Genomic DNA, 24560 nt, shown 5'->3' on the forward strand with positions numbered 1-24560 from the left:
ACTTGGTTAAGGAGGGTTGCTCCTTGTTGGACGTCAACAATTTCGAATACATGAAGATCGGGCTTGCTTCCCCAGAAAAAATTCGTTCTTGGTCCCGCGGAGAAGTGAAAAAACCGGAAACGATCAACTATCGTACGTTGAAACCGGAAAAAGAAGGGCTGTTCTGCGAAAAGATTTTTGGCCCTACAAAAGACTGGGAATGTCATTGCGGTAAATACAAACGCGTCCGTTATAAAGGCGTTGTCTGTGATCGTTGTGGCGTTGAAGTGACACGTGCGAAAGTACGCCGCGAACGGATGGGCCATATTGAGCTCGCTGCTCCGGTATCGCATATCTGGTACTTCAAAGGTATTCCGAGCCGCATGGGTCTCGCTTTGGATATGTCTCCAAGATCTCTCGAGGAGATTATTTATTTTGCATCATATGTAGTAACTGATCCAGGAGAAACTCCACTGGAGAAAAAACAGCTGTTGTCCGAGAAAGAATACCGCAGCTACCGTGAGAAATACGGATATGGATTCCAAGCTGGCATGGGTGCAGAAGCGGTTAAAAAACTGCTTCAAGACCTTGATGTGGATAAAGAGCTTGAATTCCTGAAGGAAGAGCTCCGCACTGCACAAGGACAACGTCGTAACCGTGCGATTAAACGTTTGGAAGTTATCGAAGCATTCCGCAACTCGGGTAATAAACCTGAGTGGATGATCATGGATGTACTTCCTGTTATCCCACCGGAACTTCGTCCGATGGTACAGCTGGACGGTGGACGTTTTGCAACGTCTGACCTGAATGACCTGTATCGCCGTGTAATCAACCGGAACAATCGTCTGAAACGTTTGCTTGACCTGGGCGCGCCAGACATTATCGTACAAAATGAAAAACGGATGCTGCAGGAAGCTGTTGACGCATTGATCGACAATGGCCGTCGTGGACGCCCTGTAACGGGTCCTGGTAACCGTCCATTGAAATCCCTCAGCCACATGCTGAAAGGTAAACAAGGACGTTTCCGTCAGAACTTGCTCGGTAAACGGGTTGACTATTCGGGTCGTTCCGTTATCGTAGTTGGACCTTACCTGAAAATGTATCAGTGTGGTCTGCCTAAAGATATGGCACTTGAACTGTTCAAGCCTTTCGTTATGAAAGAGCTTGTAAATAAAGGGCTTGCCCACAACATCAAGAGCGCTAAACGTAAAGTTGAGCGTGTAAGTCCTGAAGTATGGGATGTTCTTGAAGAAGTAATTAAGGAGCACCCGGTTCTGTTGAACCGTGCCCCTACGCTTCACAGACTCGGTATTCAAGCATTTGAACCGATTCTCGTTGAAGGTAAAGCCATCCGTCTTCACCCGCTCGTATGTACGGCATACAATGCCGACTTTGACGGTGACCAAATGGCCGTGCACGTTCCATTGTCTGCTGAAGCTCAAGCAGAAGCACGTATCCTGATGCTTGCATCAGGTAACATTTTGAACCCGAAAGACGGTAAACCGGTTGTTACCCCTTCCCAGGATATGGTGCTTGGTTCTTACTACCTGACCATGGACAACAAGGAAGAAAAAGGAACAGGTATGATTTTGCGCACGGTAAACGAAGCTGTATCCGCGTACCAACGTGGAACTGCTGGTTTGCATGCGCGTGTAGCGATTCCGGTTAGAGCGCTTGGCAAAACAAGCTTTACCGATGAACAACAAGATGCAATGTTGCTGACTACTGTTGGTAAAATCATCTTCAATGAAATCTTCCCGGCAAGCTTCCCTTACATCAATGATGCAACTCGTGCGAACCTTTACCAGGGTACAGCTGAGCATTCATTTGTTTATGAGAAGGGTGCTGACCTTAGAGAAGCGATTATGAACGCTCCTTTGGCTGGTGGTGTCGGTAAAGAATATCTCGGTTCGATCATCGCACGTTGTTTTGAAATTTATCATACAACGGAAACAGCCGTTATTTTGGATAAAATCAAACAACTCGGATTCACATACTCCACTCGCGCTGGTATTACGGTTGCGGTATCGGATGTTATCGTTCCGGAAGAGAAAACCGAAATTCTTAGACAGTCGGAAGAAAAAGCACAAATCGTTACGAACCAGTACCGTCGTGGTCTGATTACGAACGAAGAGCGCTATGACCGCATCATTGATATCTGGTCGAAATCGAAAGATGATATCACCGAGATTCTGATGAAATCGATGGATCGTTATAACTCCATCATGATGATGGTTGACTCCAAAGCACGGGGTAACAAATCACAAATCACCCAATTGGGCGGTATGCGTGGTCTGATGGCCAACCCATCCGGTCGAATCATTGAACTCCCAATCAAATCGAACTTCCGTGAAGGTCTGACGGTACTCGAGTACTTCATCTCGACTCACGGTGCCCGTAAAGGTTTGGCCGATACGGCCTTGCGTACAGCGGATTCAGGTTACCTGACTCGTCGTCTCGTAGACGTGGCACAAGACGTGATTGTGCGTGAAGATGATTGTGGTACAGATAAAGGCTTTACGGTAAGTCGTATCCAGGATGGTAAAGAGGTTATCGAGGATCTCTACGACCGTATTGAAGGCAGATACTGCTTCGAAACTGTTCGTCATCCGGAAACAAAAGAAGTTATTGCACATCGCAATGAGCTGATTGATTCTGATAAAGCAGAGGCGATCATCAAAGCTGGCGTAACCAAATTGCAAATCCGTTCCGTCCTCAGCTGCCGTGCTCGTCACGGTGTCTGCAAGAAGTGTTATGGTCGTAACTTGGCGACTGGTAAACACGTGGAAATCGGTGAAGCAGTTGGTATTATCGCAGCACAATCCATTGGTGAGCCAGGAACACAGTTGACAATGCGTACGTTCCACACCGGTGGTGTAGCCGGAGACGATATTACGCAAGGTTTGCCGCGTATCCAGGAGTTGTTTGAGGCTCGTAATCCTAAGGGTCAAGCAACAATCAGTGAGATTGATGGTGTTGTCAAAGAGATTCGCGAGGCGAAAGATCGTCGTGAAATCGAAATTCAAGGTGAAGCAGAATCCAAAGTTTACTCTGTTACCTATGGTTCCCGTGTACGCGTAAGCGAAGGCATGGAAATTGAAGCTGGTGACGAGTTGACAGACGGTTCTATCGATCCAAAAGAAATGCTGCGCATTAAAGGCGTACGTGGCGTACAGAACTACATTTTGCAGGAAGTACAGCGCGTATATCGTAACCAAGGCGTAGAAATCAATGACAAACACGTTGAAGTTATGATCCGTCAAATGTTGCGTAAAATCCGTATCGTCGATGCAGGGGACACTACGTTGTTGCCAGGATCGTTCGTGGATACGCATGAGTACGAAAGAGCTAACAAAACAGCGATTCTGAGTGATAAAGAGCCAGCGGTTGCGAAACCAATCCTGCTCGGTATTACGAAAGCATCCCTGGAAACTGACTCCTTCCTCTCAGCGGCATCGTTCCAAGAAACTACACGTGTCCTGACAGATGCAGCGATCAAAGGTAAAGTCGATCAGTTGCTCGGTCTGAAAGAAAATGTAATCATTGGTAAATTGATTCCTGCAGGTACGGGCATGAACCGTTACCGCAGCATCAAATTTGCTGAGCCAGAAGATGGCCAATCTTCAGTAGAAGAACTTGAGCCAGTTTCGGTTGATTAAATGGATTTGCTAACTTTATTCTGATGAATAGGATAAGTTAAGGTTTTGTATGCCAGGGGGCGGACGACTGTTTTATGCAGACGGACGTTTCCCGGTATAGCAAAACTTGCAAATAAATGTTTTAGGATTAGCATTGACATTGCTTGCGCTAGATGCTAATATATCAAAGGTGCGTGGGCAGCTGATTGTATATGGTCCTATTCGGAGGAATGAACAATGTCTAATGAAAAAGGTCTGCAAGATGCTCATGTCAAAATTGGTACCAAACAGACCATGCGGATGGTCCAGTCAGGAATGGCTGCTGAAGTCTATGTGGCTGAAGATAGTGATCCGCAGCTCACTTCCAAAATCATTGCCTTGTGTGAACAACATAATGTGAAGTACACGAAAGTGGACACAATGAAAAATCTCGGCAAAGCTTGCGGGATTGGAGTGGGAGCAGCAATGGCTGCTGTCGCAAAATGATAGAGTAAGGAACGTTTTTGTCCGAGAACTTTTAGGGATTCTCCAAGGCAAAAACTTTTCATTTGTCTTTTTATGAACCGCCTGGGTCTGTGGACTTAGCGTAATGAGGTTTATAAAGAAACATGAACAATTGAGGAAGGGGGTGGCAATCACATGCCAACTATTAACCAACTGGTTCGTAAAGGACGTCAAGCTAAAGTTGATAAGTCCAAATCGCCAGCTTTGCAAAAAGGGTTCAACGCTTTGAAACGTGAATCTACTAACATCAGTGCCCCACAAAAACGTGGTGTCTGCACTCGTGTAGGTACAATGACTCCACGTAAACCAAACTCTGCACTTCGTAAGTATGCCCGTGTTCGTTTGACGAACCGTCTCGAGGTAACTGCTTATATCCCGGGAATCGGACATAACCTTCAAGAGCACAGCGTTGTGTTGATCCGCGGAGGTAAAGTTAAAGACCTTGCAGGGGTTCGTTATCACATCGTTCGTGGAGCTCTTGATACTGCAGGCGTAAACAACCGTATGCAAGCTCGTTCGAAATACGGTGCTAAACGTCCAAAAGCTAAAAAAGCCTAAAACATTATAAGTAGCGATCCTATATACCTTTTGGATTAATATCTGAAAGTGTTGGATCGGCTCAACAAGAAAGAAAGGGGGATATCCATGCCACGCAAAGGTCCAGTTACGAAAAGAGACGTGTTGCCAGATCCGGTATACAACTCCAAGTTGGTTACTCGTTTGATCAACCGCATCATGCTCGACGGAAAACGCGGTGTTGCTCAAAGCATTCTGTATAATGCGTTCAAGTTGATTCAAGAACGTACGGGTAATGACCCGATGGAAGTATTTGAAGCAGCAATCAAGAATATCATGCCAGTCCTGGAAGTTAAAGCTCGCCGTGTCGGCGGTGCCAACTACCAAGTACCAATCGAGGTAAAACCAGAGAGACGTACTTCTTTGGGATTACGTTGGCTCGTGAACTACTCCCGCAACCGCGGTGAGAAAACAATGGAAGAACGTTTGGCGGCTGAGATCATCGACGCTTCCAACAACACAGGCGCTTCCGTTAAAAAACGTGAAGACACTCACAAAATGGCTGAAGCGAACAAAGCGTTTGCTCACTACCGTTGGTAGGATTCAGTTCACAATAATAACTTCAATTTTGAAGGGAGACCCAATTCATGGCAAGAGAGTTCTCCTTGAAAAATACACGTAATATCGGGATCATGGCTCATATTGACGCGGGTAAAACCACTACAACTGAGCGGATCTTGTTCTACACAGGCCGTACGCACAAAATCGGTGAAGTTCACGAAGGCGCTGCGACAATGGACTGGATGGAACAGGAACAGGAGCGCGGAATTACGATTACTTCCGCTGCGACTACCGCTGCTTGGAAGGGCCACCGCGTTAATATCATTGATACCCCGGGACACGTTGACTTCACTGTTGAAGTTGAACGTTCCCTTCGTGTATTGGACGGAGCAGTTGGTGTATTCAGTGCGAAAGAAGGCGTTGAGCCTCAGTCCGAAACCGTATGGAGACAGGCTGACAAGTACGGCGTACCTCGTATCGCTTACGTAAACAAAATGGATATCATCGGTGCTGACTTCTTGAACGTTGTATCTGACATGCGTGATCGCCTTCAAGCGAACGCTGTTGCGATTCAACTTCCAATCGGCGCTGAAAATGATTTCATCGGTATTATCGATATCGTTGAACAAAAGGCTCATATGTACAAAGATGACCTTGGTCAAAATATCGAAGAAACAGAAATTCCTGCGGAATTCAAAGAGCAAGTTGAGGAACTCCGTAACGAATTGATCGAGCGTGTTGCAGAACTGGACGAAGATTTGACAATGAAATACCTGGAAGGCGAAGAAATCTCTATTGAAGAGATCAAAGGCGCTCTCCGTAAAGGTGTTGTAGATGTTAAGATCTTCCCTGTTATCTGTGGTTCCTCATATCGTAACAAAGGTGTTCAACTGATGTTGGATGCTGTTATCGACTACTTGCCAGCTCCAATCGATGTACCAGCTATCACTGGTCACCTCGAAGATGGAACTGAAGCTATTCGCAAGTCTTCCGATGAAGAGCCATTCTCTGCATTGGCCTTCAAAATTATGACTGACCCTTACGTTGGTAAATTGACATTCTTCCGCGTATACTCCGGTGTTCTTCAATCCGGTTCTTATGTATTGAATGCCACTAAAGGCAAACGTGAGCGTATCGGTCGTATCCTTCAAATGCATGCGAACAGCCGTCAAGAGATCACTGAAGTTTACTCCGGTGACATTGCAGCTGCCGTAGGTTTGAAAGATACTGGTACAGGTGATACACTGTGTGATGAGAAAAATCCGGTTATCCTGGAGTCAATGAACTTCCCTGATCCGGTTATCGAAATCGCCGTTGAACCTAAAACCAAAGCTGACCAAGATAAAATGGGTGTTGCTCTCGGTAAGTTGACTGAAGAGGATCCTACTCTTCGTGCTCATACTGACGAAGAAACAGGCCAAACAATCTTGGCAGGTATGGGTGAGCTTCACCTTGATATCATCATTGACCGTATGCGTCGTGAGTTCAAGGTTGAAACTACTGTGGGTAAACCACAAGTAGCTTACCGTGAAACATTCCGTGCACCAGCGCGCGTTGAAGGTAAATTCGTTCGTCAATCCGGTGGTCGTGGTCAATACGGTCACGTATGGGTTGAGTTCGAACCTCTCGAGCCGGGTACAGGCAGCCAGTTCGAAAGTAAGGTTGTCGGTGGTTCCGTTCCAAGAGAATACATTCAACCAGCTCTTGCAGGTATCGAAGAGCAAATGAAAAACGGCGTTATCGCAGGCTTCCCGCTTGTTGACGTTAAGGCTACAATCGTAGACGGATCTTACCATGATGTCGATTCCAACGAGATGGCATTTAAAATTGCCGGATCAATGGCGCTGAAAGCTGCGAAAGACAAATGTAGTCCAGTTCTGCTTGAGCCAATCATGAAAGTAGAAGTAACCGTTCCAGAAGAGTACATGGGTGACGTTATGGGTATGCTTAACTCCCGTCGTGGCCGCATCGAAGGTATGGATTCCCGTAGTGGAGCTCAAATCATCCGTGCTAAAGTACCTTTGTCTGAAATGTTCGGATACTCTACAACTCTTCGTTCCGGTACTCAAGGACGCGGCGTATTCTCCATGGAGCTTTCTCACTATGAAGAAGTTCCTAAGAGCATCGCTGAAGAGATTGTTGCCAAAACAAAAGGAACCGAGTAGTTTTCTCTCATTGAATGAATGTGCATAAGAGTCATGAATTCTTTGCACTTCATTTAGTGAAAAACATAAAATTATAATTTTAAGGAGGCCACGTTCAAATGGCAAAGGCTAAATACGAACGTAATAAACCCCACGTTAACATTGGTACTATCGGTCACGTCGACCATGGTAAAACAACTCTGACTGCTGCAATCACAACTGTATTGTCTAAAACTTACGGTGGTGCTGCTGTAGCATTCGACCAAATCGACAAAGCTCCAGAAGAGCGCGAGCGCGGTATCACAATCTCCACAGCTCACGTTGAGTACGAAACTGACACTCGTCACTACGCTCACGTAGACTGCCCAGGTCACGCCGACTATGTTAAAAACATGATCACTGGCGCGGCACAAATGGACGGAGCTATCTTGGTAGTATCCGCAGCTGACGGCCCAATGCCACAAACTCGTGAGCACATCTTGCTCTCCCGTCAAGTAGGCGTACCTTACATTGTTGTATTCTTGAACAAATGTGACATGGTTGAAGACGAAGAGTTGTTGGAATTGGTTGAGATGGAAGTTCGCGACCTTCTTAACGAATATGAGTTCCCAGGTGATGATACTCCAATCACTCGTGGATCCGCTCGTGAAGCTCTGCAAAACCCTGATGGTGAGTGGGCTCAAAAAATCGTTGAGATGTTCAAAGAAATCGATACTTACATCCCACTGCCTGAGCGTCAAACTGACAAACCTTTCTTGATGCCTGTCGAGGACGTATTCTCCATCACTGGTCGTGGTACTGTTGCTACAGGTCGTGTAGAGCGTGGTACTGTTAAAGTCGGCGAAGAGATCGAAATCGTTGGTATTACTGAAGAAACTAAAAAATCCGTAGTTACGGGCGTTGAAATGTTCCGTAAATTGCTGGATTCCGCTCAAGCGGGTGACAACATCGGCGCATTGCTGCGTGGTGTTGATCGTACTCAAATCGAGCGTGGACAAGTTTTGGCAAAACCGGGTTCTGTTAAGCCACACACAGAATTCTCTGCACAAATCTACGTTTTGACTAAAGAAGAGGGTGGCCGTCATAAGCCTTTCTTCACTGGATACCGTCCACAGTTCTACTTCCGTACAACTGACGTAACTGGTATCATCAACTTGCCAGAAGGTACTGAAATGGTAATGCCTGGTGACAACATCACGGTTACTGTTCAACTGATCTCCCCAATCGCGATTGAAGAAGGAACTAAGTTCTCCATTCGTGAAGGTGGCCGTACAGTAGGAGCAGGTTCCGTAGCAACTATCCAAAAATAATTCAGCTTATTGCTGAGTAAGTATATGCAACAGTGTGCTGGAACGAGTAACATTGTACTGTAACGAAGCTTCGGAAGAGTTCTTTATCCGACATCGGATAAAGAACTCTTTTATTATGTAATAGTTTCGGAACCTGCGTCATACGAAATGAACATCATTTACGAATGTAGAAGGATTGGTAAGGCAACATGTATATTGGAGATAACACTGCACTAAACGAAGTCATTTCATGAGAAAAGATTAGTTTAAATGTTTTTCTTAAATATGCTTGCAATATGCCCATCTTTTCTATATAATAATGAATGTTGTTCTGTGACGTTGCGATGATGTGAGAGGTTACTGGCACACCCGGCCCCTTTGCCATGGGACAGTGGCCAGAAAATTTTCACGGAGTATGTCCGATAAAAAATTGGGCGATAGAAGGAGGGACTAAAATGGCAAAGCAAAAAATTCGTATTCGTTTGAAAGCTTACGACCACAGAATTCTTGATCAATCCGCGGAGAAAATTGTTGAAACAGCAAAACGTTCGGGTGCAGGTGTATCCGGTCCGATTCCGCTTCCTACTGAAAAACAAATCATTACTATTCTTCGTGCGGTGCACAAGTACAAGGATTCTCGGGAACAATTCGAACAACGCACACATAAGCGTTTGATCGACATCGTTAACCCGACTCCACAAACTGTGGATGCCTTGATGCGCTTGGATCTGCCGTCCGGTGTAGATATCGAAATTAAATTGTAATACAAGCTGCAACAAAGACCATGTATAAAGGAAAAGAGGTGTCAACATGAAAGCAATCTTAGGAAAAAAACTCGGAATGACTCAAGTATTTACACCTGAGGGTAACGTTGTACCAGTAACGGTTATCGAAGCAGGCCCTTGTGTTGTTTTGCAAAAGAAAGACATTGAGAATGATGGCTACGAAGCAATTCAAATCGGTTACTCCGATAAGAAAGAGAAAAATGCTAACAAGCCAGAAGCAGGTCACGCTAAAAAAGCGAACACTGCCCCTAAGCGCTACGTTCGTGAAGTTCGCGGTATCAACATCGCAGAATATGAAGTTGGCCAAGAACTGAAAGCTGACATTTTCGCTGAAGGCGAATTCGTTGACGTAACGGGTGTTTCTAAAGGTAAAGGTTTTGCCGGCGTTATCAAACGTTGGGGACAAAGCACTGGACCTATGTCTCACGGTTCGCGTTACCACCGTGGCCCTGGTTCAATGGGTTCGATCCAAGCTAACCGCGTTCCTAAAGGCAAACGCCTGCCAGGACACATGGGACATGATACTGTTACAATCCAACGTCTTGAAGTAGTTAAAGTAGACGCTGAGCGTAACGTGTTGCTCGTGAAAGGTTCCATTCCTGGACCGAAAAACAGTCTCATTAAAGTTAAAGAAACGGTGAAAAAATAACCACTGAAGAAAGGAGGAACACAAAATGCCAAAAGTATCAGTTTACAATGTAGATGGTAGCCAAGTAGGCGAAGTTGAATTGAACGATGCGGTTTTCGGAATTGAGCCGAACCAACACGTTCTATACGATGCAGTTCTTATGCAACGCGCTTCCCTTCGTCAAGGTACCCACAAAGTAAAAGGACGTTCTGAAGTACGTGGCGGTGGACGTAAACCTTGGAAACAAAAAGGTACAGGTCGCGCTCGTCAAGGTTCGATTCGTTCTCCACAATGGAAAGGCGGCGGTATCGTATTTGGTCCGACACCACGGAGCTATGCATACAAACTGCCTAAGAAAGTTCGCCGTTTGGCGATTAAATCAGCTCTTTCATCCAAAGTGATCGACAATGACATTATCGTTCTGGATGCTCTCACGCTGAGCACACCTAAAACAAAAGAATTTGCTGCCATCTTGAACAACTTGAAAGTTGGACGCAAAGCTTTGATCGTAGCTCCTAGCTATGATGATAATGTGGCTCTTTCCGCACGGAATATTCCTGGCGTGAAATTCGTAGCTGCTGACGGCATTAATGTTCTTGACGTGCTTTCGCACGACAAATTGATCATTACGAAAGAAGCAGTTCAGAAGGTAGAGGAGGTGCTCGCGTAATGAAGGATCCTCGTGATATTGTAAAACGTCCGATTATTACGGAACGTACTGCTGACATGATGAATGACTTGAAATATGTATTTGAAGTCGATATCCGTGCAAACAAAACCGAGATCAAAAAAGCCGTAGAAGCTATTTTCAACGTAAAAGTGAAAAACGTGAACACTCTGCGTGTTCCAGCTAAGCCTAAACGGTACGGACGTTATTCCGGATATACAAGCGAATGGAAAAAAGCGTTTGTAACGCTGACACAAGACAGCAAAACGCTTGAGTTCTTTGAAACTGTATAATTGAAATTTTTGAAGTAAGGAGGGAAACCTAGTGCCAATCAAAAAGTATAAACCAACATCCCCGGCAAGACGGAACATGTCCGTTTCTACATTTGAGGAAATCACCACAGATAAGCCGGAGAAATCGTTGTTGGCCCCGTTGAGCAAACAAGCAGGCCGCAACAACCAAGGTAAAATTACAGTTCGTCACCACGGTGGTGGACACAAACGTAAATACCGTATCATTGACTTCAAACGTACTAAAGATGGAATACCGGGCCGCGTTGCTACGATTGAGTATGACCCGAACCGTACATCCAACATCGCTTTGATTCACTACGCTGATGGTGAGAAACGTTACATCATCGCTCCTAAAGGTCTGAAAGTTGGCGATCAAGTATTCTCCGGTCCTGACGCAGACATCAAAATCGGTAACGCACTGCCACTTGAAAACATTCCAGTAGGTACCGTTATCCACAACATCGAGTTGAAACCAGGTAAAGGCGGACAATTGGTTCGTGCTGCTGGTACAGAAGCTCAATTGCTTGGTAAAGAAGAAAAATACGTATCCGTTCGTCTCTCTTCCGGAGAAGTTCGTCGTATTCTGAAAGTTTGCCGCGCAACAATCGGATCTGTTGGTAACCAAGACCACGAGCTCATCAAAATCGGTAAAGCCGGTCGTAGCCGTTGGTTGGGACAACGTCCTGAAGTTCGTGGTGTAGTAATGAACCCTAACGATCACCCACACGGTGGTGGTGAAGGTCGTGCTCCAATCGGACGTAAATCGCCAATGTCACCATGGGGTAAACCTACTCTTGGTTACAAAACGCGTAAGAAAAATAAAGCTTCTGATAAATACATCATTCGCCGCCGCACGAAGTAATACACACTGTGCATAACTTCGTGAGGCATCTGCGGATGCATAATAGCTACGTTTGAAGGGAGGATCTCCACATGGGTCGCAGTTTGAAAAAAGGGCCATTCATTGATGGCTACATGCTGAAAAAGGTAGAAGAGATGGAAGCATCCGGTAAAAAGCTTGTTATTAAAACCTGGTCCCGTCGTTCTACAATTTTCCCGCAATTCATCGGACACACATTTGGCGTATATGACGGTCGTAAACACGTACCAGTATACGTAACTGAGGACATGGTCGGACACAAACTGGGTGAGTTCGCTCCAACCCGTACGTACAAAGGCCATACTGATGATGATAAGAAAACAAGAAGATAAATGAACATCTTTAATGTTTGAGAGGAGGTTACACAATGGAAGCAAAAGCACATGCTAAGTTTATCCGGATTGCTCCTCGTAAAGTTCAACTCGTTGTTGACTTGATTCGCGGCAAGCAAGTTGGTGAGGCGGTTGCCATTCTCCGTCACACTCCGAAATCCGCTTCTCCGATTGTTGAGAAGTTGCTTAACTCCGCGATTGCAAATGCGGAACATAACTATTCTTTGGATGTTAATAACTTGGTCATTTCGCAAGCTTACGTGAACCAAGGACCGACAATGAAACGTTTCCGCCCTCGTGCAATGGGACGTGCAAGTCGTATTAACAAACGTACTAGCCACATCACTTTGGTGGTATCTGAAAAGTAGAAGGAGGGGAAATGTGTGGGCCAAAAGGTAAATCCAGTCGGACTCCGTGTCGGAATTATCCGTGACTGGGAATCTAAGTGGTATGCAGGTAAAGACTTCGGCGATCTTTTGATGGAAGACGTGAAAATTCGTGAATTCCTGAAAAATAAATTGAAAGACTCCGCTATGTCTCGTGTTGAAATCGAGAGAGCGGCTAACCGCGTAAACGTAACGATTCACACTGCGAAACCAGGTATGGTTATCGGTAAGGGTGGTTCTGAAGTTGAAAATCTGCGTAATCAAATTACGAAAATCGCAGGCGGTAAAAAAGTACACATCAACATCTCTGAAATTAAGAACCAAGACCTGGACGCAATCCTGGTAGCTGAAAGCATTGCACAACAATTGGAACGTCGCGTTTCTTTCCGTCGTGCTCTGAAACAAGCTATTCAAAGAACTATGCGCTCTGGTGCAAAAGGTATTAAAACTCAAGTGGGCGGACGTCTTGGCGGTGCTGAGATTGCTCGTTCGGAAGGCTACAGCGAAGGAACTGTTCCACTGCACACGCTTCGTGCCGACATCGACTACGGTACAGCAGAGGCTCATACAACTTACGGCCGTATCGGCGTAAAAGTATGGATCTATCGTGGAGAGGTTCTTCCTACGGCTAAGAAACAAGCTGCTAAGGAAGGAGGCAACTAATCATGTTGGTACCAAAACGTGTAAAACACCGTAAGCAACAACGTGGACATATGAAGGGCCAAGCTAAAGGCGGAACTACGCTGAACTTCGGCGAATACGGTCTGCAAGCTACGGAACCGGCTTGGATTACGAACCGTCAAATCGAAGCGGCTCGTATTGCGATGACTCGTTACATCAAACGTGGTGGTAAAGTTTGGATCAAAATCTTCCCAGACAAACCAATCACTCAAAAGCCTCTCGAGGTTCGGATGGGTAGCGGTAAAGGTAACGTAGAAAAATGGGTTGCAGTTGTGAAACCAGGTAAGATCATGTTTGAACTTGCTGGTGTACCGGAGGATATTGCACGCGAAGCAATGCGTCTTGCCGCTCACAAACTGCCAATCAAAACGAAGTTTGTGAAACGTGAAGAATTGGGTGGTGAAGCAAATGAAAGCTAGTGAATTTCGCAACCTAACCTCTGCTGAAATCGAGCAAAAGATTGCCGGATTTAAAGAAGAACTCTTTAACCTCCGCTTTCAACTCGCTACCGGTCAGCTGGATAACCCGACTCGAATCCGTGATGTGCGGAAAGAAATAGCTCGTGCTAAAACCATTATCCGTGAAAGAGAATTGGGAATCGGTTAATTAGGGATCGGATGTCTAATCCGTCCGTAATCAGGAAGGAGGCCAACAATGAGCGAAGAACGTAACGCACGTAAAGTGCAAACAGGTAAAGTAGTCAGTGATAAAATGGATAAAACGATCGTTGTTGCTGTAGAAACTTACAAAAAACACGACTTGTACCATAAACGTATCAAGGTTACTAAAAAATTCAAAGCGCATGACGAAGAAAACACTGCGAAAATCGGTGACACGGTGAAAATCATGGAGACTCGTCCGCTTTCGAAAGATAAACGCTGGAGACTTACTGAAGTCGTAGAAAAAGCGATTATCATCTAATGCATCAGCAGCATAGCTGAAAGGAGGAATACTAAATGATTCAACCATTTACACGTTTGACTGTGGCCGACAACTCCGGTGCGAAGGAACTGATGTGTATCCGCGTACTCGGCGGTACGGGACGTCGTACAGCTCAAATCGGTGATCTGATCGTTTGTTCGGTAAAACAAGCAACACCAGGCGGCGTTGTCAAAAAAGGTGATGTAGTTAGAGCGGTTGTCGTTCGTACTAAACGTTCTGTACGTCGTAAAGACGGTTCCTACATCGGTTTTGATGAAAATGCAGCGGTTGTTGTAAAAGACGACAGAAGCCCACGTGGAACACGTATTTTCGGACCTGTTGCTCGTGAACTCCGCGAGAAAGACTTCATGAAAATCGTTTCCTTGGCCCCAGAAGTTATCTAAAGCTTAATCTCGTGATGTTAGAAACAGGAGGTGTACGAAATGCCAAGAGTGAAAAAAGTTCTGGAATCCCATAACAATAAACTTCATGTTAAAAAAGAAGATACAGTTATGGTGATCAGCGGTAAAGACAAAGGTAAAAAAGGCCGTGTCATCGCTGCTTATCCTCGTGAGAACCGCGTCCTTGTGGAAGGTGTTAACATGATTAAAAAACACCAGAAGCCTAACCAGCAAAATCCGCAAGGCGGCATTATCGAGAAGGAAGCTCCGATTCACGTTTCCAACGTAATGCACATCGATCCGAAGAGCGGAAAAGTAACCCGTGTAGGTTACAAAGTGTTGGATAACGGAAAGAAAGTGCGCGTTGCAAAACGTTCCGGAGAAATTATCGACTAATTGAACCGAATGAGAAAGGAGGTCTATGATTCATGGCAGCAAGAATGAAAGAACGTTACCTGAACGAAATTGCTCCTGCTTTGATGCAGAAGTTTAACTATACAACGGTAATGCAAGTGCCGAAAATCGAGAAAATCGTTATCAACATGGGTGTGGGCGACGCAGTTCAAAACTCCAAAGTGTTGGATTCCGCAGTAAACGATTTGCAACTGATCGCAGGTCAAAAACCTGTAATTACTCGTGCTAAAAAATCTATCGCAGGTTTCAAACTGCGTGAGAACATGCCTATCGGTGTGAAAGTAACATTGCGCGGCGAGCGTATGTACTTCTTCCTCGATAAACTGTTCAACGTTACGCTTCCTCGTGTCCGCGACTTCCGCGGTGTATCGAGCAAAGCTTTCGACGGACGTGGTAACTACACACTGGGTCTGAAAGAACAATTGATCTTCCCAGAGATCGAGTATGATAAAGTAGACAAAGTCCGCGGTATGGATATTGTCATCGTAACAACGGCGAAAACAGACGAAGAATCCCGTGAATTGCTCACGCAACTCGGAATGCCTTTCGTAAAATAATGTTGCTATAACGTTTCCGGGTGTCTGGAAAGACTCCCTTTTCTCCGAAATTATTTAGGAGGTGTCAGGCTAAGTGGCAAAAACTTCGATGAAAGTTAAACAACAACGTACACCAAAGTTTAAAGTACGTGCTTATACACGCTGTGAGCGTTGCGGACGTCCACATTCGGTACTGCAGAAGTTCAAAATTTGCAGAATTTGCTTCCGTGAATTAGCTTATAAAGGCCAGATCCCTGGCGTGAAAAAAGCAAGCTGGTAAAAAGTCCTGAACGGGAAGGAGGTTAACTCACAATGACTATGTCTGATCCAATTGCAGATATGCTTACTCGTATTCGTAACGCGAACACAGTTCGTCACGAAACGGTAGAAATGCCTGCTTCGACAATGAAAAAACAAATCGCCGACATCTTGAAGCGTGAAGGTTTTATCCGTGACGCTGAAGTTATCGATGATAACAAACAAGGGATTATCCGTGTTTTCCTGAAATACGGTCAAAATAACGAGCGTGTTATTACTGGTCTGAAAAGAATCAGTAAACCTGGTCTTCGTGTTTACACGAAAAGCAACGAAGTACCTCGTGTACTTGGTGGTCTGGGTATCGCTATTATCTCGACATCCAAAGGTATCATGACGGACAAAGAAGCTCGTCAATCAAAATCCGGCGGAGAAGTCGTCTGCTACGTTTGGTAATATAACGTCACAAGATAGGAGGTGCAACATATGTCTCGTATTGGTCGCAAACCAATTACAGTACCAAGTGGTGTGGACATCACACTGGACAACACCGTTATTACGGTAAAAGGACCAAAAGGATCTTTGACTCGTGAACTTCATAAAGACATGAAGGTTACAGTTGAAAACAACGAAATTACAGTTGTGCGTCCTTCCGATAACAAAACTCACCGTTCTTTGCACGGCACAACGCGTAGCGTTGTAAACAACATGGTGAGTGGTGTTACTGAAGGATTCGCAAAATCTCTGGAGCTGGTTGGGGTCGGATATCGTGCAAGCAAATCCGGAGATAAAATCGTTCTGAACGTTGGCTACTCTCACCCGGTTGAAATTACACCGGAAGCGGGAATCGAATTCGAAGTTCCTTCGAATACGAAAATCATCGTTCGCGGAATCGATAAAGAGCGTGTAGGTGCTTACGCTGCTAAAATCCGTTCCGTTCGTGAACCTGAGCCGTACAAAGGTAAAGGTATTAAATATGAAGGCGAGCGTATCATCCGTAAGGAAGGTAAAGCCGGTAAGAAGAAATAAGATTTTTCTTACCGCCTTTGCGCGGTTTTCGGCTTGCTTGCTTCTTGTGTTTCTAATATACCCCGTGGCTTCCGGTTTGAAGCCAGCGAGGTAACCTGAAAGGAGTGAATCCCTGAGATGATTACGAAACAAGATAAAAACAAGGCTCGTCTGAAAAGACACCTGCGTGTTCGTAAGAAAATCCAAGGAACGGCAGCACGTCCTCGTTTGAACGTATTCCGTTCTGGTAAACATATGTATGCTCAAATCATCGATGACGTAGCTGGTGTTACGATCGCTTCCGCGTCTACTGTAGACAAAGAATTGAGCGGCGACATCAAAAACGGCGCATCTGTTGAATCTGCTCGTAAAGTTGGCGAACTCGTTGCTAAACGTGCAAAAGACAAAGGCGTTTCTAACATCGTATTTGACCGTAGCGGTTATCTGTACCATGGTCGTATCGCAGCATTGGCTGCAGCGGCTCGTGAAGCAGGACTTGAGTTTTAAGATATTTTTCAAAAGGAGGTTAACGACTTGCGTGTAGATCCGAATACTTTGGAACTGACTGAAAGAGTTGTAAATATTAATCGCGTAGCTAAAGTAGTAAAAGGCGGACGCCGTTTCAGCTTTAGCGCACTGGTTGTAGTCGGCGACGGCAACGGCTGGGTTGGAGCTGGTATCGGTAAAGCGGGCGAAGTACCTGATGCAATTCGCAAAGGTATTGAAGACGCTAAGAAAAACCTTGTACACGTTCCACTCGTAGGAACTTCGATTCCTCACTTGGTAACAGGTAAGTTCGGCGCAGGACGCGTGCTGTTGAAACCAGCATCTGAAGGTACTGGTGTTATCGCTGGTGGTCCTGTACGTGCGGTTCTCGAACTTGCTGGTGTGGGTGACATTTTGACAAAATCTCTGGGTTCTTCGAATTCCATGAACATGGTCAATGCGACTTTGGAAGGTTTGTCCCGTTTGAAGCGTGCTGAAGACGTGGCAAAACTGCGCGGCAAATCCGTCGAAGAGCTTCTGGGTTAAGGAGGGAATCTCATGGCTAAATTAGAAATTACCCTCGTCCGCAGCTTGATCGGACGTCCGGAGACGCAAAGAACAACTGTGAAAACATTGGGCTTGCGCAAAATCAACAGTAAAGTGGTTCAAAACGACAATCCTGCCATTCGTGGTATGATTAACAAAGTAAGCCACTTGGTCGCTGTTAAAGAAGTAGAAGCTTAAAAAAGGGTTAATCCCACAAATCTTTAAGGAGGTGCAACGAACGATGAAGTTACATGAGCTTTCACCATCTCCTGGATCCCGCAAAGAACGTAAACGTCTTGGTCGCGGTCCAAGTAGTGGTACAGGTAAAACATCAGGTCGCGGTCACAAAGGACAAAACGCTCGTTCTGGCGGTGGAGTACGTCCAGGCTTCGAAGGTGGACAAAATCCATTGTATCGTCGCTTGCCAAAACGTGGTTTTGTAAACCCAACTCGCAAAGAATATGCAGTTGTGAATACTGAAGACCTGAACAGTTTTGCTGCGGGTACTGAAGTAACTCCAGAATTCTTGATGACGAACGGCGTAGTTAAAAACGCTAAATCCGGAATCAAAATCCTGGGTAACGGTGATGTCACTGTGAAGCTGACTGTTAAAGCTAACAAGTTTTCTCAATCTGCTATTGAGAAAATTGAAGCTGCCGGCGGTACAACTGAGGTGATTTAATGTTCAAGACCCTAAAGAATATCTGGCGGGTTGAAGATCTGCGCAAAAGGGTATTATTTACCCTTTTTGTACTGATCATTTACCGCATCGGCTCCTTTGTCCCCGTACCGGGAGTTAACAAAGATGTGTTCGAAGCGACAAATTCTGCGGGTAAAGAAGTTTTTGGACTTCTCAATACGTTCTCGGGCGGAGCGCTCTTTCAGTTCTCGATATTTGCGCTCGGGATCGTGCCTTACATCACTGCGTCTATCATAGTACAGTTGCTTTCCATGGACGTTATTCCTAAATTAGCGGAGTGGGCTAAGCAGGGTGAACAAGGTAAGAAAAAATCTGCACAACTGACCCGTTATTTAACGGTAGGTCTGGCATTGATTCAAGCGTTTGGTACGTCGATCGGATTCAACCGCTTGTACAATACAGAAATGGTGCCTAATGCAACATTTGCAGATTATATCTTGATCGCCATTGTACTTACGGCCGGTACTTCATTCCTAATGTGGCTTGGTGAGCAGATCACCGAGAAGGGCATAGGAAACGGGATTTCGATTTTGATCTTTGCGGGTATCTTATCAACGGTGCCTAACATTATCAAACAAACGATCGAGTCCGACTTCATCCAAGCTGACCAATTGTTCATGAACATTCTTAAAGGGGTAATCGTTGCAATTGTTATTGTACTGATTATCATAGGTGTCATTTACATCCAGCAGGCGATTCGGAAAATTCCGGTACAGTACGCTAAACGCGTCGTAGGTAACAAAATGTACGGTGGACAGAACACACATATCCCGCTGAAGATTAATGCAGCAGGTGTTATCCCTGTCATCTTTGCTTCATCTCTGTTGATGTTCCCATCGATCATCGCAAACTTCTGGGCTGATCGTGCATGGGCACAGTGGATCGGAGCCAACCTCACTACACATAAACCTTTGGGTATGTTACTGTATGTAGTGATGATTTTCGGATTCACATTCTTCTATACTTTTGTACAGATGAATCCACAGCAGATGGCTGACAATATGAAAAAGAACGGCGGTTACATCCCAGGCATTCGTCCGGGTAAAGCAACCGAGAAATATCTGACCCGTGTCATGACTCGTTTGACAACGGCAGGTGCCATCTTCTTGGCAGTAATTTCCGTTCTGCCTGTAATCTTGGGGGCACTTTCTGGTTTGCCTCAATCTGCGCAAATTGGAGGAACATCTCTCCTGATCGTTATCGGTGTTGCGCTGGATACGATGAAGCAAATCGAAAGCCAATTGATCAAACGCCACTACAAAGGTTTTATCAATAAATAGGCAATAGGTACCGGTCAAGCTAAGATTTACTTGCCGGCACCTATTGTGCTGTTTGTTGATGTAGGGTAGTCTTGGAGGGAGTGACATAACGTGAACATCCTATTCATGGGCCCTCCGGGGGCAGGAAAAGGAACGCAAGCAGACGTCATTGTGAAAGAGTTCGGTATTCCCCACATTTCAACAGGCGATGCATTTCGTCTTGCGATTAAGCAGGGAACTCCCATTGGCCTGAAAGCCAAGGAATATATGGATCAAGGATTGCTCGTACCAGATGATGTAACTATCGGCATCGTTGAAGAACGTTTGCAGCAGCCTGATTGCAGAGAAGGTTTCCTCTTGGATGGTTTTCCAAGAACCCTGTCTCAAGCAGAAGCGCTCGATGGTATTCTGGATCGACTGAACTCAGGTCTCGATCATGTAATCAACCTGAAAGTGGACCGCAACAAATTGCTCGCCCGTTTGACGGGTCGTCGTATTTGTAAGAACTGTGGCGCCACCTATCATGTCGTGTTCAATCCGCCCAAGCAGGAAGGTATTTGTGATAAATGCGGCGGTGACTTGTACCAGCGCTCTGATGATAATGAAGAGAGCGTAGGCACACGTCTCGACGAATATATCAACAAAACAGCACCACTCCTCACATTTTATGAGAACAAAGGCCTTCTTCGTCAAATGGACGGAGAGCAGGATATCGATCAAGTTTCTCATGAAATTGTGTCCCTGCTGCGAGGTTAATTGAATGATCATTGGTAAGTCCGAAACGGAACTGGGCTTGATGAGGGAAGCGGGGAGAATTGTTGCGGAAACGCATCGTCTCTTGGCAGAGCATATCGCTCCCGGTATTACGACTGGAGAACTTGACCATATGGCCGATCAATACATCCGCAGTCAAGGAGCTGTGCCGTCTTTCAAAGGTTATAACGGTTTCCCTGCCAGTGTGTGCGCTTCAGTGAATGAAGAGTTGGTGCATGGATTTCCCGGCAAACGAAAGTTGAACGAGGGCGATATCGTTACGTTTGACATTGGCGCGCAGTACCAGGGTTATCACGGAGACTCCGCCTGGACTTATCCAGTCGGCCGTATTTCCGAAGAAGCCCGTCGTCTTCTGGACGTTACCGAGGCTTCGTTATACGCAGGTCTGGCGCTGGTTAAACCGGACGTTCGCTTGTTTACAATATCTCATGCGATTCAGAAATATATTGAAGATGAAGGGTTCTCAGTAGTACGTGAATATGTCGGTCACGGCATAGGAGCGGATCTGCACGAGGAACCACAGATTCCGAACTATGGTCTTCCTGATCGGGGACCACGGCTTAAAGCGGGCATGGTGCTGGCCATAGAGCCGATGGTTAACGCAGGCAGACGGTATGTGAAAACGTTGGAAGATAACTGGACTGTCGTCACTGTTGATGGATCGTTATGCGCCCACTTTGAACACACCGTAGCAGTTACACCAGAAGGCATGGAAATTTTCACAAAACTGAATGCGTAGGTGATAAGGCATGAACAATCAGTCTAATCCGCAGCTCGGTCAACTTGTGAAGATCCGTAAAGGCCGCAATGCGGACCAAGCCGCAGTAATTGTTGCTATAGCGGACAGCAGGTTCGTATATATTGCGGATGGAGACAAACGTAAGTTTGATCAACCCAAGAAGAAGAATATTCTTCATCTTGAACTCCAGCCGATGATTAGCAGCGAGGTCGTAAACAGTTTAAACGAGAGTGGTCGGGTGACAAACGGAAAGCTCCGCTTCGCGGTTCATTCGTTTCTGGAATCCACCAACATTCAAGCTGAAGAGAAAGGAGACTGACTAATGGCCAAGGAAGATGTCATTGAAGTGGAAGGTACGGTTCTCGAACCGCTACCGAATGCAACGTTCAAGGTTGAGCTTGAGAACGGTCATCAAATTCTCGCTCACGTTTCCGGCAAGTTGCGGATGCACTTTATCCGTATCCTGACTGGAGACAAAGTGGTTGTTCAGTTATCGCCTTATGATTTGACAAAAGGTCGTATAACTTACCGTAAATAGTAGTAGACAGTTGCAATGAACTGTGAAGCTTATGAAGCGGGTTTTGCCCGGCAAAACTTGCGAAAGCTTCGAAGCCGGTTTTACAATAGTAGAACAAGGTCAATGCTTACGAAGAGAGTTTTGCTAAGCAAAACTTTGAGGAGGTAATTCACATGAAGGTAAGACCTTCGGTCAAGCCGATTTGCGAAAAATGCAAAGTCATTCGCCGCAAAGGGAATGTTATGGTTATCTGTGAAAATCCGAAACACAAACAAAAACAAGGTTAAAGAAGGGGGTGTAGCGTAAAATGGCACGTATAGCTGGTGTGGATTTGCCACGTGATAAGCGCGTTGAGATCGCCTTGACTTATATTTTCGGAATCGGTAAAACGACTTCCCAGAAAATTCTGAGCACAACAGGCATCAATCCGGACACTCGTGTTCGTGATTTGACGGAAGATGAAGTCAGCAAATTGCGTGAAAGTATCGACAAAGAGGTCAAAGTAGAAGGTGACCTGCGTCGTGAAATCTCTTTGAATATTAAGCGTTTGACAGAGATCGGTTGTTACCGTGGAGTTCGTCATCGTCGTGGTCTGCCTGTTCGTGGACAACGTACGAAAACGAATGCTCGTACTCGTAAAGGTCCTCGTCGTACTGTAGCGAACAAGAAGAAATAATAAGGGGGGATAAGAGAAAATGGCTAAACCGAAAAAAGTCGTACGTACTAAACGTCGTGACCGTAAGAATATTGAATCTGGCGTGGCGCATATCCGTTCCACTTTCAATAACACTATCGTTACTATTACGGATCCTCACGGAAATGCAATTTCGTGGGCAAGCTCCGGCGGCCTCGGATTCAGAGGTTCCCGTAAATCGACTCCGTTTGCTGCACAAATGGCTGCTGAGACTGCTGCCAAAGCTGCAATGGAACATGGGATGAAAGCCGTTGAGGTTATGGTTAAAGGACCAGGCGCAGGCCGTGAAGCAGCGATCCGCTCTTTGCAAGCTGCAGGTCTTGAAGTTAACCTGATCAAAGACGTAACTCCAGTCCCGCATAACGGATGCCGTCCTCCAAAACGTCGTCGTGTCTAATGAGATTTGCCCCTGCGTGTGGTATATTTCCGGCACAATCTGCTAATAATGGTTGTTTAGGCATACTACTACATGTTTTCGCAAGAGAAGGTAAATGTTTCATAGAGGACCGACGTTTTGAAGGAGGGGTATTGCAGTGATTGAAATCGAAAAGCCGAAAATTGAGACGGTAGACGTCAACGATGATGGCACCTATGGGAAATTCGTAGTAGAACCGCTTGAGCGCGGATACGGTACGACGCTTGGAAACTCGCTTCGCCGAATCTTGCTCTCGTCACTGCCGGGTGCGGCAGTGTCTTCGGTTCAAATCGATGGCGTTCTGCATGAATTTGCTACAGTTCCTGGCGTAATGGAAGATGTTACGGAGGTCATTCTTAACCTGAAAGCTTTGTCGCTTAAAATTCATTCTGATGAGGAGAAAGTGCTCGAGATTGATGCTGAAGGCGAAGGAGCAATTACGGCTGGAGATATCCGTGCTGACTCTGATGTGGAAATCCTTAACCCGGATTTGCACATTGCTACGCTCGGACCAGGTTCGAGACTTCACATGCGTATTTTTGCCAATCGCGGTCGCGGCTACGTCCAGGCAGATCGGAATAAACGCGATGACCAGCCGATCGGCGTCATCCCAGTCGATTCCATCTTCACCCCGATCAGCCGCGTTAACTACGCTGTGGAAAATACGCGTGTTGGCCAAGTAACCAACTATGACAAGCTCACGTTGGAAGTTTGGACTGACGGAAGTATTCGTCCTGAAGAGGCTGTAAGCCTTGGCGCTAAAATTTTGACCGAGCATCTGATGCTCTTCGTGGGTCTTACAGACGAAGCGAAAGATGCAGAGATTATGGTCGAAAAAGAAGAAGACAAAAAAGAAAAAGTACTCGAAATGACGATCGAAGAGCTGGATCTCTCTGTTCGTTCCTATAACTGCCTCAAACGTGCTGGTATTAATACCGTACAAGAGCTGACTACGAAAACAGAAGAAGACATGATGAAAGTCCGTAACCTCGGACGTAAGTCTTTGGAAGAAGTTCAAGAGAAGCTTGAGGAACTTGGTTTGGGACTCCGTACAGAAGAATAGACAGCCGAGTGCTTGAAGTGAAGGAGGGAAAACAATGGCATACCAAAAGTTGGGCCGTAATTCCAGCGCACGTAAAGCTTTGTTCCGTGACCTGGTAACCGACCTGTTCTTATACGAACGCATTCAGACAACTGAAGCGAAAGCAAAAGAGGTTCGCTCTATTGCTGAAAAACTGATCACTAAAGCGAAAAAGGGAGATCTTCATGCCCGTCGCCAAGTGGCAGCTTATGTTCGCCGCGAAACAATCGATGGTGAGCAAGATGCAATCCAAAAACTGTTTAGCGAATTGTCCGGTCGTTACGCTGAGCGTCCAGGTGGATACACTCGTATCCTGAAACTGGGACCTCGTCGTGGTGACGCTGCGCCTATGGTTTACTTGGAACTGGTTGACCGCGCGTAGAACAGATGAGATGAGGAAAGGGGACAGAATCGTTGATTCTGGTTTAACCCTTTTTTTCTCTTCATTTCGGATTTCGTGCTGTAATAGAAGCTCCGAAAGGGGCTTCTTTTGCTGTTCGGGATAGGCACATGTATAGTATGGAACAAAGG

At 45.7% G+C, this 24560-nt stretch carries 37 protein-coding genes; all 37 read left to right on the top strand.

Translation table 11 applies throughout. From position 1 onward, the window contains the following. Positions 1-23 precede the first annotated feature (23 nt). The 37 genes from rpoC (at position 24) to rplQ (ending at position 24411) form a co-directional block, all read left to right on the top strand. The gene (rpoC, locus tag MHB84_RS16565; protein ID WP_076292164.1) at positions 24-3638 is read left to right on the top strand and encodes a DNA-directed RNA polymerase subunit beta'; all 3615 of its coding nucleotides are present in this window, start codon (positions 24-26) and stop codon (positions 3636-3638) included. Between the two features lie 216 nt (positions 3639-3854). After that, complete coding sequence (locus tag MHB84_RS16570; protein ID WP_076292165.1) at positions 3855-4103, top strand: ribosomal L7Ae/L30e/S12e/Gadd45 family protein; 249 nt, start codon at positions 3855-3857, stop codon at positions 4101-4103. Between the two features lie 153 nt (positions 4104-4256). After that, positions 4257-4679 (top strand): 30S ribosomal protein S12, encoded by a 423-nt coding sequence (gene rpsL / locus MHB84_RS16575; protein WP_056697677.1) that lies wholly within the window; start codon positions 4257-4259, stop codon positions 4677-4679. 87 nt (positions 4680-4766) lie between these two features. After that, positions 4767-5237, top strand: coding sequence for a 30S ribosomal protein S7 (rpsG, locus tag MHB84_RS16580; RefSeq protein ID WP_007432586.1), 471 nt, complete (start codon positions 4767-4769; stop codon positions 5235-5237). A 47-nt stretch (positions 5238-5284) separates the two neighbouring features. Beyond that, complete coding sequence (gene fusA / locus MHB84_RS16585) at positions 5285-7363, top strand: elongation factor G (protein ID WP_076292166.1); 2079 nt, start codon at positions 5285-5287, stop codon at positions 7361-7363. Positions 7364-7461: 98 nt separating this feature from the next. Further along, complete coding sequence (gene tuf / locus MHB84_RS16590; RefSeq protein ID WP_076292167.1) at positions 7462-8652, top strand: elongation factor Tu; 1191 nt, start codon at positions 7462-7464, stop codon at positions 8650-8652. Between the two features lie 434 nt (positions 8653-9086). After that, a complete protein-coding gene (gene rpsJ / locus MHB84_RS16595) occupies positions 9087-9395 on the top strand; it encodes a 30S ribosomal protein S10 (protein ID WP_017692074.1) in 309 nt (102 codons plus the stop codon). A 46-nt stretch (positions 9396-9441) separates the two neighbouring features. Next, entirely contained in the window at positions 9442-10065 is a 624-nt protein-coding gene (gene rplC, locus MHB84_RS16600) for a 50S ribosomal protein L3 (protein ID WP_053779208.1), read from the top strand. 25 nt (positions 10066-10090) lie between these two features. Next, positions 10091-10714 (top strand): 50S ribosomal protein L4, encoded by a 624-nt coding sequence (gene rplD, locus MHB84_RS16605; protein WP_062329471.1) that lies wholly within the window; start codon positions 10091-10093, stop codon positions 10712-10714. Beyond that, positions 10714-11004, top strand: a complete 291-nt coding sequence (gene rplW / locus MHB84_RS16610; protein WP_024633586.1) for a 50S ribosomal protein L23 — start codon at positions 10714-10716, stop codon at positions 11002-11004. The genes rplD and rplW overlap by 1 nt, the downstream gene beginning before the upstream one ends. Positions 11005-11035: 31 nt before the next feature. Next, positions 11036-11866: a 50S ribosomal protein L2 gene (gene rplB, locus MHB84_RS16615; RefSeq protein ID WP_076292169.1), complete on the top strand. Its 831-nt coding sequence runs from the start codon at positions 11036-11038 to the stop codon at positions 11864-11866. Between the two features lie 71 nt (positions 11867-11937). Then, complete coding sequence (gene rpsS, locus MHB84_RS16620; RefSeq protein ID WP_024633584.1) at positions 11938-12216, top strand: 30S ribosomal protein S19; 279 nt, start codon at positions 11938-11940, stop codon at positions 12214-12216. A gap of 35 nt (positions 12217-12251) precedes the next feature. After that, the gene (gene rplV / locus MHB84_RS16625) at positions 12252-12584 is read left to right on the top strand and encodes a 50S ribosomal protein L22 (protein WP_024633583.1); all 333 of its coding nucleotides are present in this window, start codon (positions 12252-12254) and stop codon (positions 12582-12584) included. A gap of 15 nt (positions 12585-12599) precedes the next feature. Beyond that, complete coding sequence (gene rpsC / locus MHB84_RS16630) at positions 12600-13265, top strand: 30S ribosomal protein S3 (protein WP_024633582.1); 666 nt, start codon at positions 12600-12602, stop codon at positions 13263-13265. 2 nt (positions 13266-13267) lie between these two features. Beyond that, a complete protein-coding gene (rplP, locus tag MHB84_RS16635; protein ID WP_076292170.1) occupies positions 13268-13702 on the top strand; it encodes a 50S ribosomal protein L16 in 435 nt (144 codons plus the stop codon). Next, entirely contained in the window at positions 13692-13889 is a 198-nt protein-coding gene (gene rpmC, locus MHB84_RS16640) for a 50S ribosomal protein L29 (protein WP_017692083.1), read from the top strand. The genes rplP and rpmC overlap by 11 nt, the downstream gene beginning before the upstream one ends. Positions 13890-13937: 48 nt before the next feature. Next, entirely contained in the window at positions 13938-14204 is a 267-nt protein-coding gene (gene rpsQ / locus MHB84_RS16645; RefSeq protein ID WP_024633580.1) for a 30S ribosomal protein S17, read from the top strand. Between the two features lie 35 nt (positions 14205-14239). Further along, a complete protein-coding gene (rplN, locus tag MHB84_RS16650) occupies positions 14240-14608 on the top strand; it encodes a 50S ribosomal protein L14 (protein WP_024633579.1) in 369 nt (122 codons plus the stop codon). Between the two features lie 39 nt (positions 14609-14647). Beyond that, positions 14648-15001: a 50S ribosomal protein L24 gene (gene rplX / locus MHB84_RS16655; protein ID WP_024633578.1), complete on the top strand. Its 354-nt coding sequence runs from the start codon at positions 14648-14650 to the stop codon at positions 14999-15001. Between the two features lie 32 nt (positions 15002-15033). Further along, positions 15034-15576 carry a 50S ribosomal protein L5 gene (gene rplE / locus MHB84_RS16660; protein ID WP_062329467.1) on the top strand — a complete coding sequence of 181 codons (543 nt, stop codon included), beginning with the start codon at positions 15034-15036 and terminating at the stop codon, positions 15574-15576. A gap of 73 nt (positions 15577-15649) precedes the next feature. Further along, entirely contained in the window at positions 15650-15835 is a 186-nt protein-coding gene (locus tag MHB84_RS16665; RefSeq protein WP_013312154.1) for a type Z 30S ribosomal protein S14, read from the top strand. 32 nt (positions 15836-15867) lie between these two features. After that, positions 15868-16266 carry a 30S ribosomal protein S8 gene (rpsH, locus tag MHB84_RS16670; protein ID WP_017692088.1) on the top strand — a complete coding sequence of 133 codons (399 nt, stop codon included), beginning with the start codon at positions 15868-15870 and terminating at the stop codon, positions 16264-16266. Positions 16267-16296: 30 nt separating this feature from the next. Beyond that, positions 16297-16839: a 50S ribosomal protein L6 gene (gene rplF, locus MHB84_RS16675; RefSeq protein ID WP_024633576.1), complete on the top strand. Its 543-nt coding sequence runs from the start codon at positions 16297-16299 to the stop codon at positions 16837-16839. A 117-nt stretch (positions 16840-16956) separates the two neighbouring features. Next, positions 16957-17325: a 50S ribosomal protein L18 gene (gene rplR / locus MHB84_RS16680; RefSeq protein ID WP_062329465.1), complete on the top strand. Its 369-nt coding sequence runs from the start codon at positions 16957-16959 to the stop codon at positions 17323-17325. 27 nt (positions 17326-17352) lie between these two features. Continuing rightward, positions 17353-17850, top strand: a complete 498-nt coding sequence (rpsE, locus tag MHB84_RS16685; protein WP_017692091.1) for a 30S ribosomal protein S5 — start codon at positions 17353-17355, stop codon at positions 17848-17850. A 12-nt stretch (positions 17851-17862) separates the two neighbouring features. Beyond that, positions 17863-18048: a 50S ribosomal protein L30 gene (gene rpmD / locus MHB84_RS16690; protein WP_017692092.1), complete on the top strand. Its 186-nt coding sequence runs from the start codon at positions 17863-17865 to the stop codon at positions 18046-18048. Positions 18049-18091: 43 nt separating this feature from the next. Then, positions 18092-18532, top strand: coding sequence for a 50S ribosomal protein L15 (gene rplO / locus MHB84_RS16695; RefSeq protein ID WP_062836188.1), 441 nt, complete (start codon positions 18092-18094; stop codon positions 18530-18532). Then, complete coding sequence (secY, locus tag MHB84_RS16700) at positions 18532-19830, top strand: preprotein translocase subunit SecY (protein WP_062329461.1); 1299 nt, start codon at positions 18532-18534, stop codon at positions 19828-19830. The genes rplO and secY overlap by 1 nt, the downstream gene beginning before the upstream one ends. 90 nt (positions 19831-19920) lie before the next feature. Further along, on the top strand, positions 19921-20565 hold the full coding sequence (locus MHB84_RS16705) for an adenylate kinase (protein WP_024633570.1): 645 nt from the start codon (positions 19921-19923) through the stop codon (positions 20563-20565). Between the two features lie 4 nt (positions 20566-20569). Next, entirely contained in the window at positions 20570-21322 is a 753-nt protein-coding gene (gene map, locus MHB84_RS16710) for a type I methionyl aminopeptidase (RefSeq protein ID WP_024633569.1), read from the top strand. A 10-nt stretch (positions 21323-21332) separates the two neighbouring features. Then, the gene (locus tag MHB84_RS16715; protein WP_076292171.1) at positions 21333-21641 is read left to right on the top strand and encodes a KOW domain-containing RNA-binding protein; all 309 of its coding nucleotides are present in this window, start codon (positions 21333-21335) and stop codon (positions 21639-21641) included. Positions 21642-21644: 3 nt separating this feature from the next. Then, positions 21645-21860 carry a translation initiation factor IF-1 gene (gene infA / locus MHB84_RS16720; protein ID WP_017692098.1) on the top strand — a complete coding sequence of 72 codons (216 nt, stop codon included), beginning with the start codon at positions 21645-21647 and terminating at the stop codon, positions 21858-21860. Between the two features lie 152 nt (positions 21861-22012). After that, positions 22013-22126 (top strand): 50S ribosomal protein L36, encoded by a 114-nt coding sequence (gene rpmJ, locus MHB84_RS16725; protein ID WP_003333770.1) that lies wholly within the window; start codon positions 22013-22015, stop codon positions 22124-22126. A gap of 20 nt (positions 22127-22146) precedes the next feature. Next, on the top strand, positions 22147-22515 hold the full coding sequence (gene rpsM / locus MHB84_RS16730) for a 30S ribosomal protein S13 (RefSeq protein ID WP_062329455.1): 369 nt from the start codon (positions 22147-22149) through the stop codon (positions 22513-22515). 19 nt (positions 22516-22534) lie between these two features. Beyond that, on the top strand, positions 22535-22930 hold the full coding sequence (rpsK, locus tag MHB84_RS16735; protein ID WP_017692100.1) for a 30S ribosomal protein S11: 396 nt from the start codon (positions 22535-22537) through the stop codon (positions 22928-22930). 136 nt (positions 22931-23066) lie between these two features. After that, positions 23067-24011 (top strand): DNA-directed RNA polymerase subunit alpha, encoded by a 945-nt coding sequence (locus MHB84_RS16740; RefSeq protein WP_017692101.1) that lies wholly within the window; start codon positions 23067-23069, stop codon positions 24009-24011. Between the two features lie 34 nt (positions 24012-24045). Continuing rightward, complete coding sequence (gene rplQ / locus MHB84_RS16745) at positions 24046-24411, top strand: 50S ribosomal protein L17 (RefSeq protein ID WP_017692102.1); 366 nt, start codon at positions 24046-24048, stop codon at positions 24409-24411. Positions 24412-24560: the final 149 nt, after the last annotated feature.

The organism is Paenibacillus sp. FSL F4-0087 (assembly GCF_038020215.1).
Lineage (GTDB): Bacteria > Bacillota > Bacilli > Paenibacillales > Paenibacillaceae > Paenibacillus > Paenibacillus taichungensis.

Excerpts from the sequence above, each read along its gene's own strand:
- MHB84_RS16570 (WP_076292165.1), top strand. The coding sequence starts at position 3,855 with ATGTCTAATGAAAAAGGTCTGCAAGATGCTCATGTCAAAATTGGTACC.
- rpsL (WP_056697677.1), top strand. The coding sequence starts at position 4,257 with ATGCCAACTATTAACCAACTGGTTCGTAAAGGACGTCAAGCTAAAGTT.
- rpsG (WP_007432586.1), top strand. The coding sequence starts at position 4,767 with ATGCCACGCAAAGGTCCAGTTACGAAAAGAGACGTGTTGCCAGATCCG.
- fusA (WP_076292166.1), top strand. The coding sequence starts at position 5,285 with ATGGCAAGAGAGTTCTCCTTGAAAAATACACGTAATATCGGGATCATG.
- tuf (WP_076292167.1), top strand. The coding sequence starts at position 7,462 with ATGGCAAAGGCTAAATACGAACGTAATAAACCCCACGTTAACATTGGT.
- rpsJ (WP_017692074.1), top strand. The coding sequence starts at position 9,087 with ATGGCAAAGCAAAAAATTCGTATTCGTTTGAAAGCTTACGACCACAGA.
- rplC (WP_053779208.1), top strand. The coding sequence starts at position 9,442 with ATGAAAGCAATCTTAGGAAAAAAACTCGGAATGACTCAAGTATTTACA.
- rplD (WP_062329471.1), top strand. The coding sequence starts at position 10,091 with ATGCCAAAAGTATCAGTTTACAATGTAGATGGTAGCCAAGTAGGCGAA.
- rplW (WP_024633586.1), top strand. The coding sequence starts at position 10,714 with ATGAAGGATCCTCGTGATATTGTAAAACGTCCGATTATTACGGAACGT.
- rpsS (WP_024633584.1), top strand. The coding sequence starts at position 11,938 with ATGGGTCGCAGTTTGAAAAAAGGGCCATTCATTGATGGCTACATGCTG.
- rplV (WP_024633583.1), top strand. The coding sequence starts at position 12,252 with ATGGAAGCAAAAGCACATGCTAAGTTTATCCGGATTGCTCCTCGTAAA.
- rplP (WP_076292170.1), top strand. The coding sequence starts at position 13,268 with ATGTTGGTACCAAAACGTGTAAAACACCGTAAGCAACAACGTGGACAT.
- rpmC (WP_017692083.1), top strand. The coding sequence starts at position 13,692 with ATGAAAGCTAGTGAATTTCGCAACCTAACCTCTGCTGAAATCGAGCAA.
- rpsQ (WP_024633580.1), top strand. The coding sequence starts at position 13,938 with ATGAGCGAAGAACGTAACGCACGTAAAGTGCAAACAGGTAAAGTAGTC.
- rplN (WP_024633579.1), top strand. The coding sequence starts at position 14,240 with ATGATTCAACCATTTACACGTTTGACTGTGGCCGACAACTCCGGTGCG.
- rplX (WP_024633578.1), top strand. The coding sequence starts at position 14,648 with ATGCCAAGAGTGAAAAAAGTTCTGGAATCCCATAACAATAAACTTCAT.
- rplE (WP_062329467.1), top strand. The coding sequence starts at position 15,034 with ATGGCAGCAAGAATGAAAGAACGTTACCTGAACGAAATTGCTCCTGCT.
- rpsH (WP_017692088.1), top strand. The coding sequence starts at position 15,868 with ATGACTATGTCTGATCCAATTGCAGATATGCTTACTCGTATTCGTAAC.
- rplF (WP_024633576.1), top strand. The coding sequence starts at position 16,297 with ATGTCTCGTATTGGTCGCAAACCAATTACAGTACCAAGTGGTGTGGAC.
- rplR (WP_062329465.1), top strand. The coding sequence starts at position 16,957 with ATGATTACGAAACAAGATAAAAACAAGGCTCGTCTGAAAAGACACCTG.
- rpmD (WP_017692092.1), top strand. The coding sequence starts at position 17,863 with ATGGCTAAATTAGAAATTACCCTCGTCCGCAGCTTGATCGGACGTCCG.
- rplO (WP_062836188.1), top strand. The coding sequence starts at position 18,092 with ATGAAGTTACATGAGCTTTCACCATCTCCTGGATCCCGCAAAGAACGT.
- secY (WP_062329461.1), top strand. The coding sequence starts at position 18,532 with ATGTTCAAGACCCTAAAGAATATCTGGCGGGTTGAAGATCTGCGCAAA.
- map (WP_024633569.1), top strand. The coding sequence starts at position 20,570 with ATGATCATTGGTAAGTCCGAAACGGAACTGGGCTTGATGAGGGAAGCG.
- MHB84_RS16715 (WP_076292171.1), top strand. The coding sequence starts at position 21,333 with ATGAACAATCAGTCTAATCCGCAGCTCGGTCAACTTGTGAAGATCCGT.
- infA (WP_017692098.1), top strand. The coding sequence starts at position 21,645 with ATGGCCAAGGAAGATGTCATTGAAGTGGAAGGTACGGTTCTCGAACCG.
- rpmJ (WP_003333770.1), top strand. The coding sequence starts at position 22,013 with ATGAAGGTAAGACCTTCGGTCAAGCCGATTTGCGAAAAATGCAAAGTC.
- rpsM (WP_062329455.1), top strand. The coding sequence starts at position 22,147 with ATGGCACGTATAGCTGGTGTGGATTTGCCACGTGATAAGCGCGTTGAG.
- rpsK (WP_017692100.1), top strand. The coding sequence starts at position 22,535 with ATGGCTAAACCGAAAAAAGTCGTACGTACTAAACGTCGTGACCGTAAG.
- rplQ (WP_017692102.1), top strand. The coding sequence starts at position 24,046 with ATGGCATACCAAAAGTTGGGCCGTAATTCCAGCGCACGTAAAGCTTTG.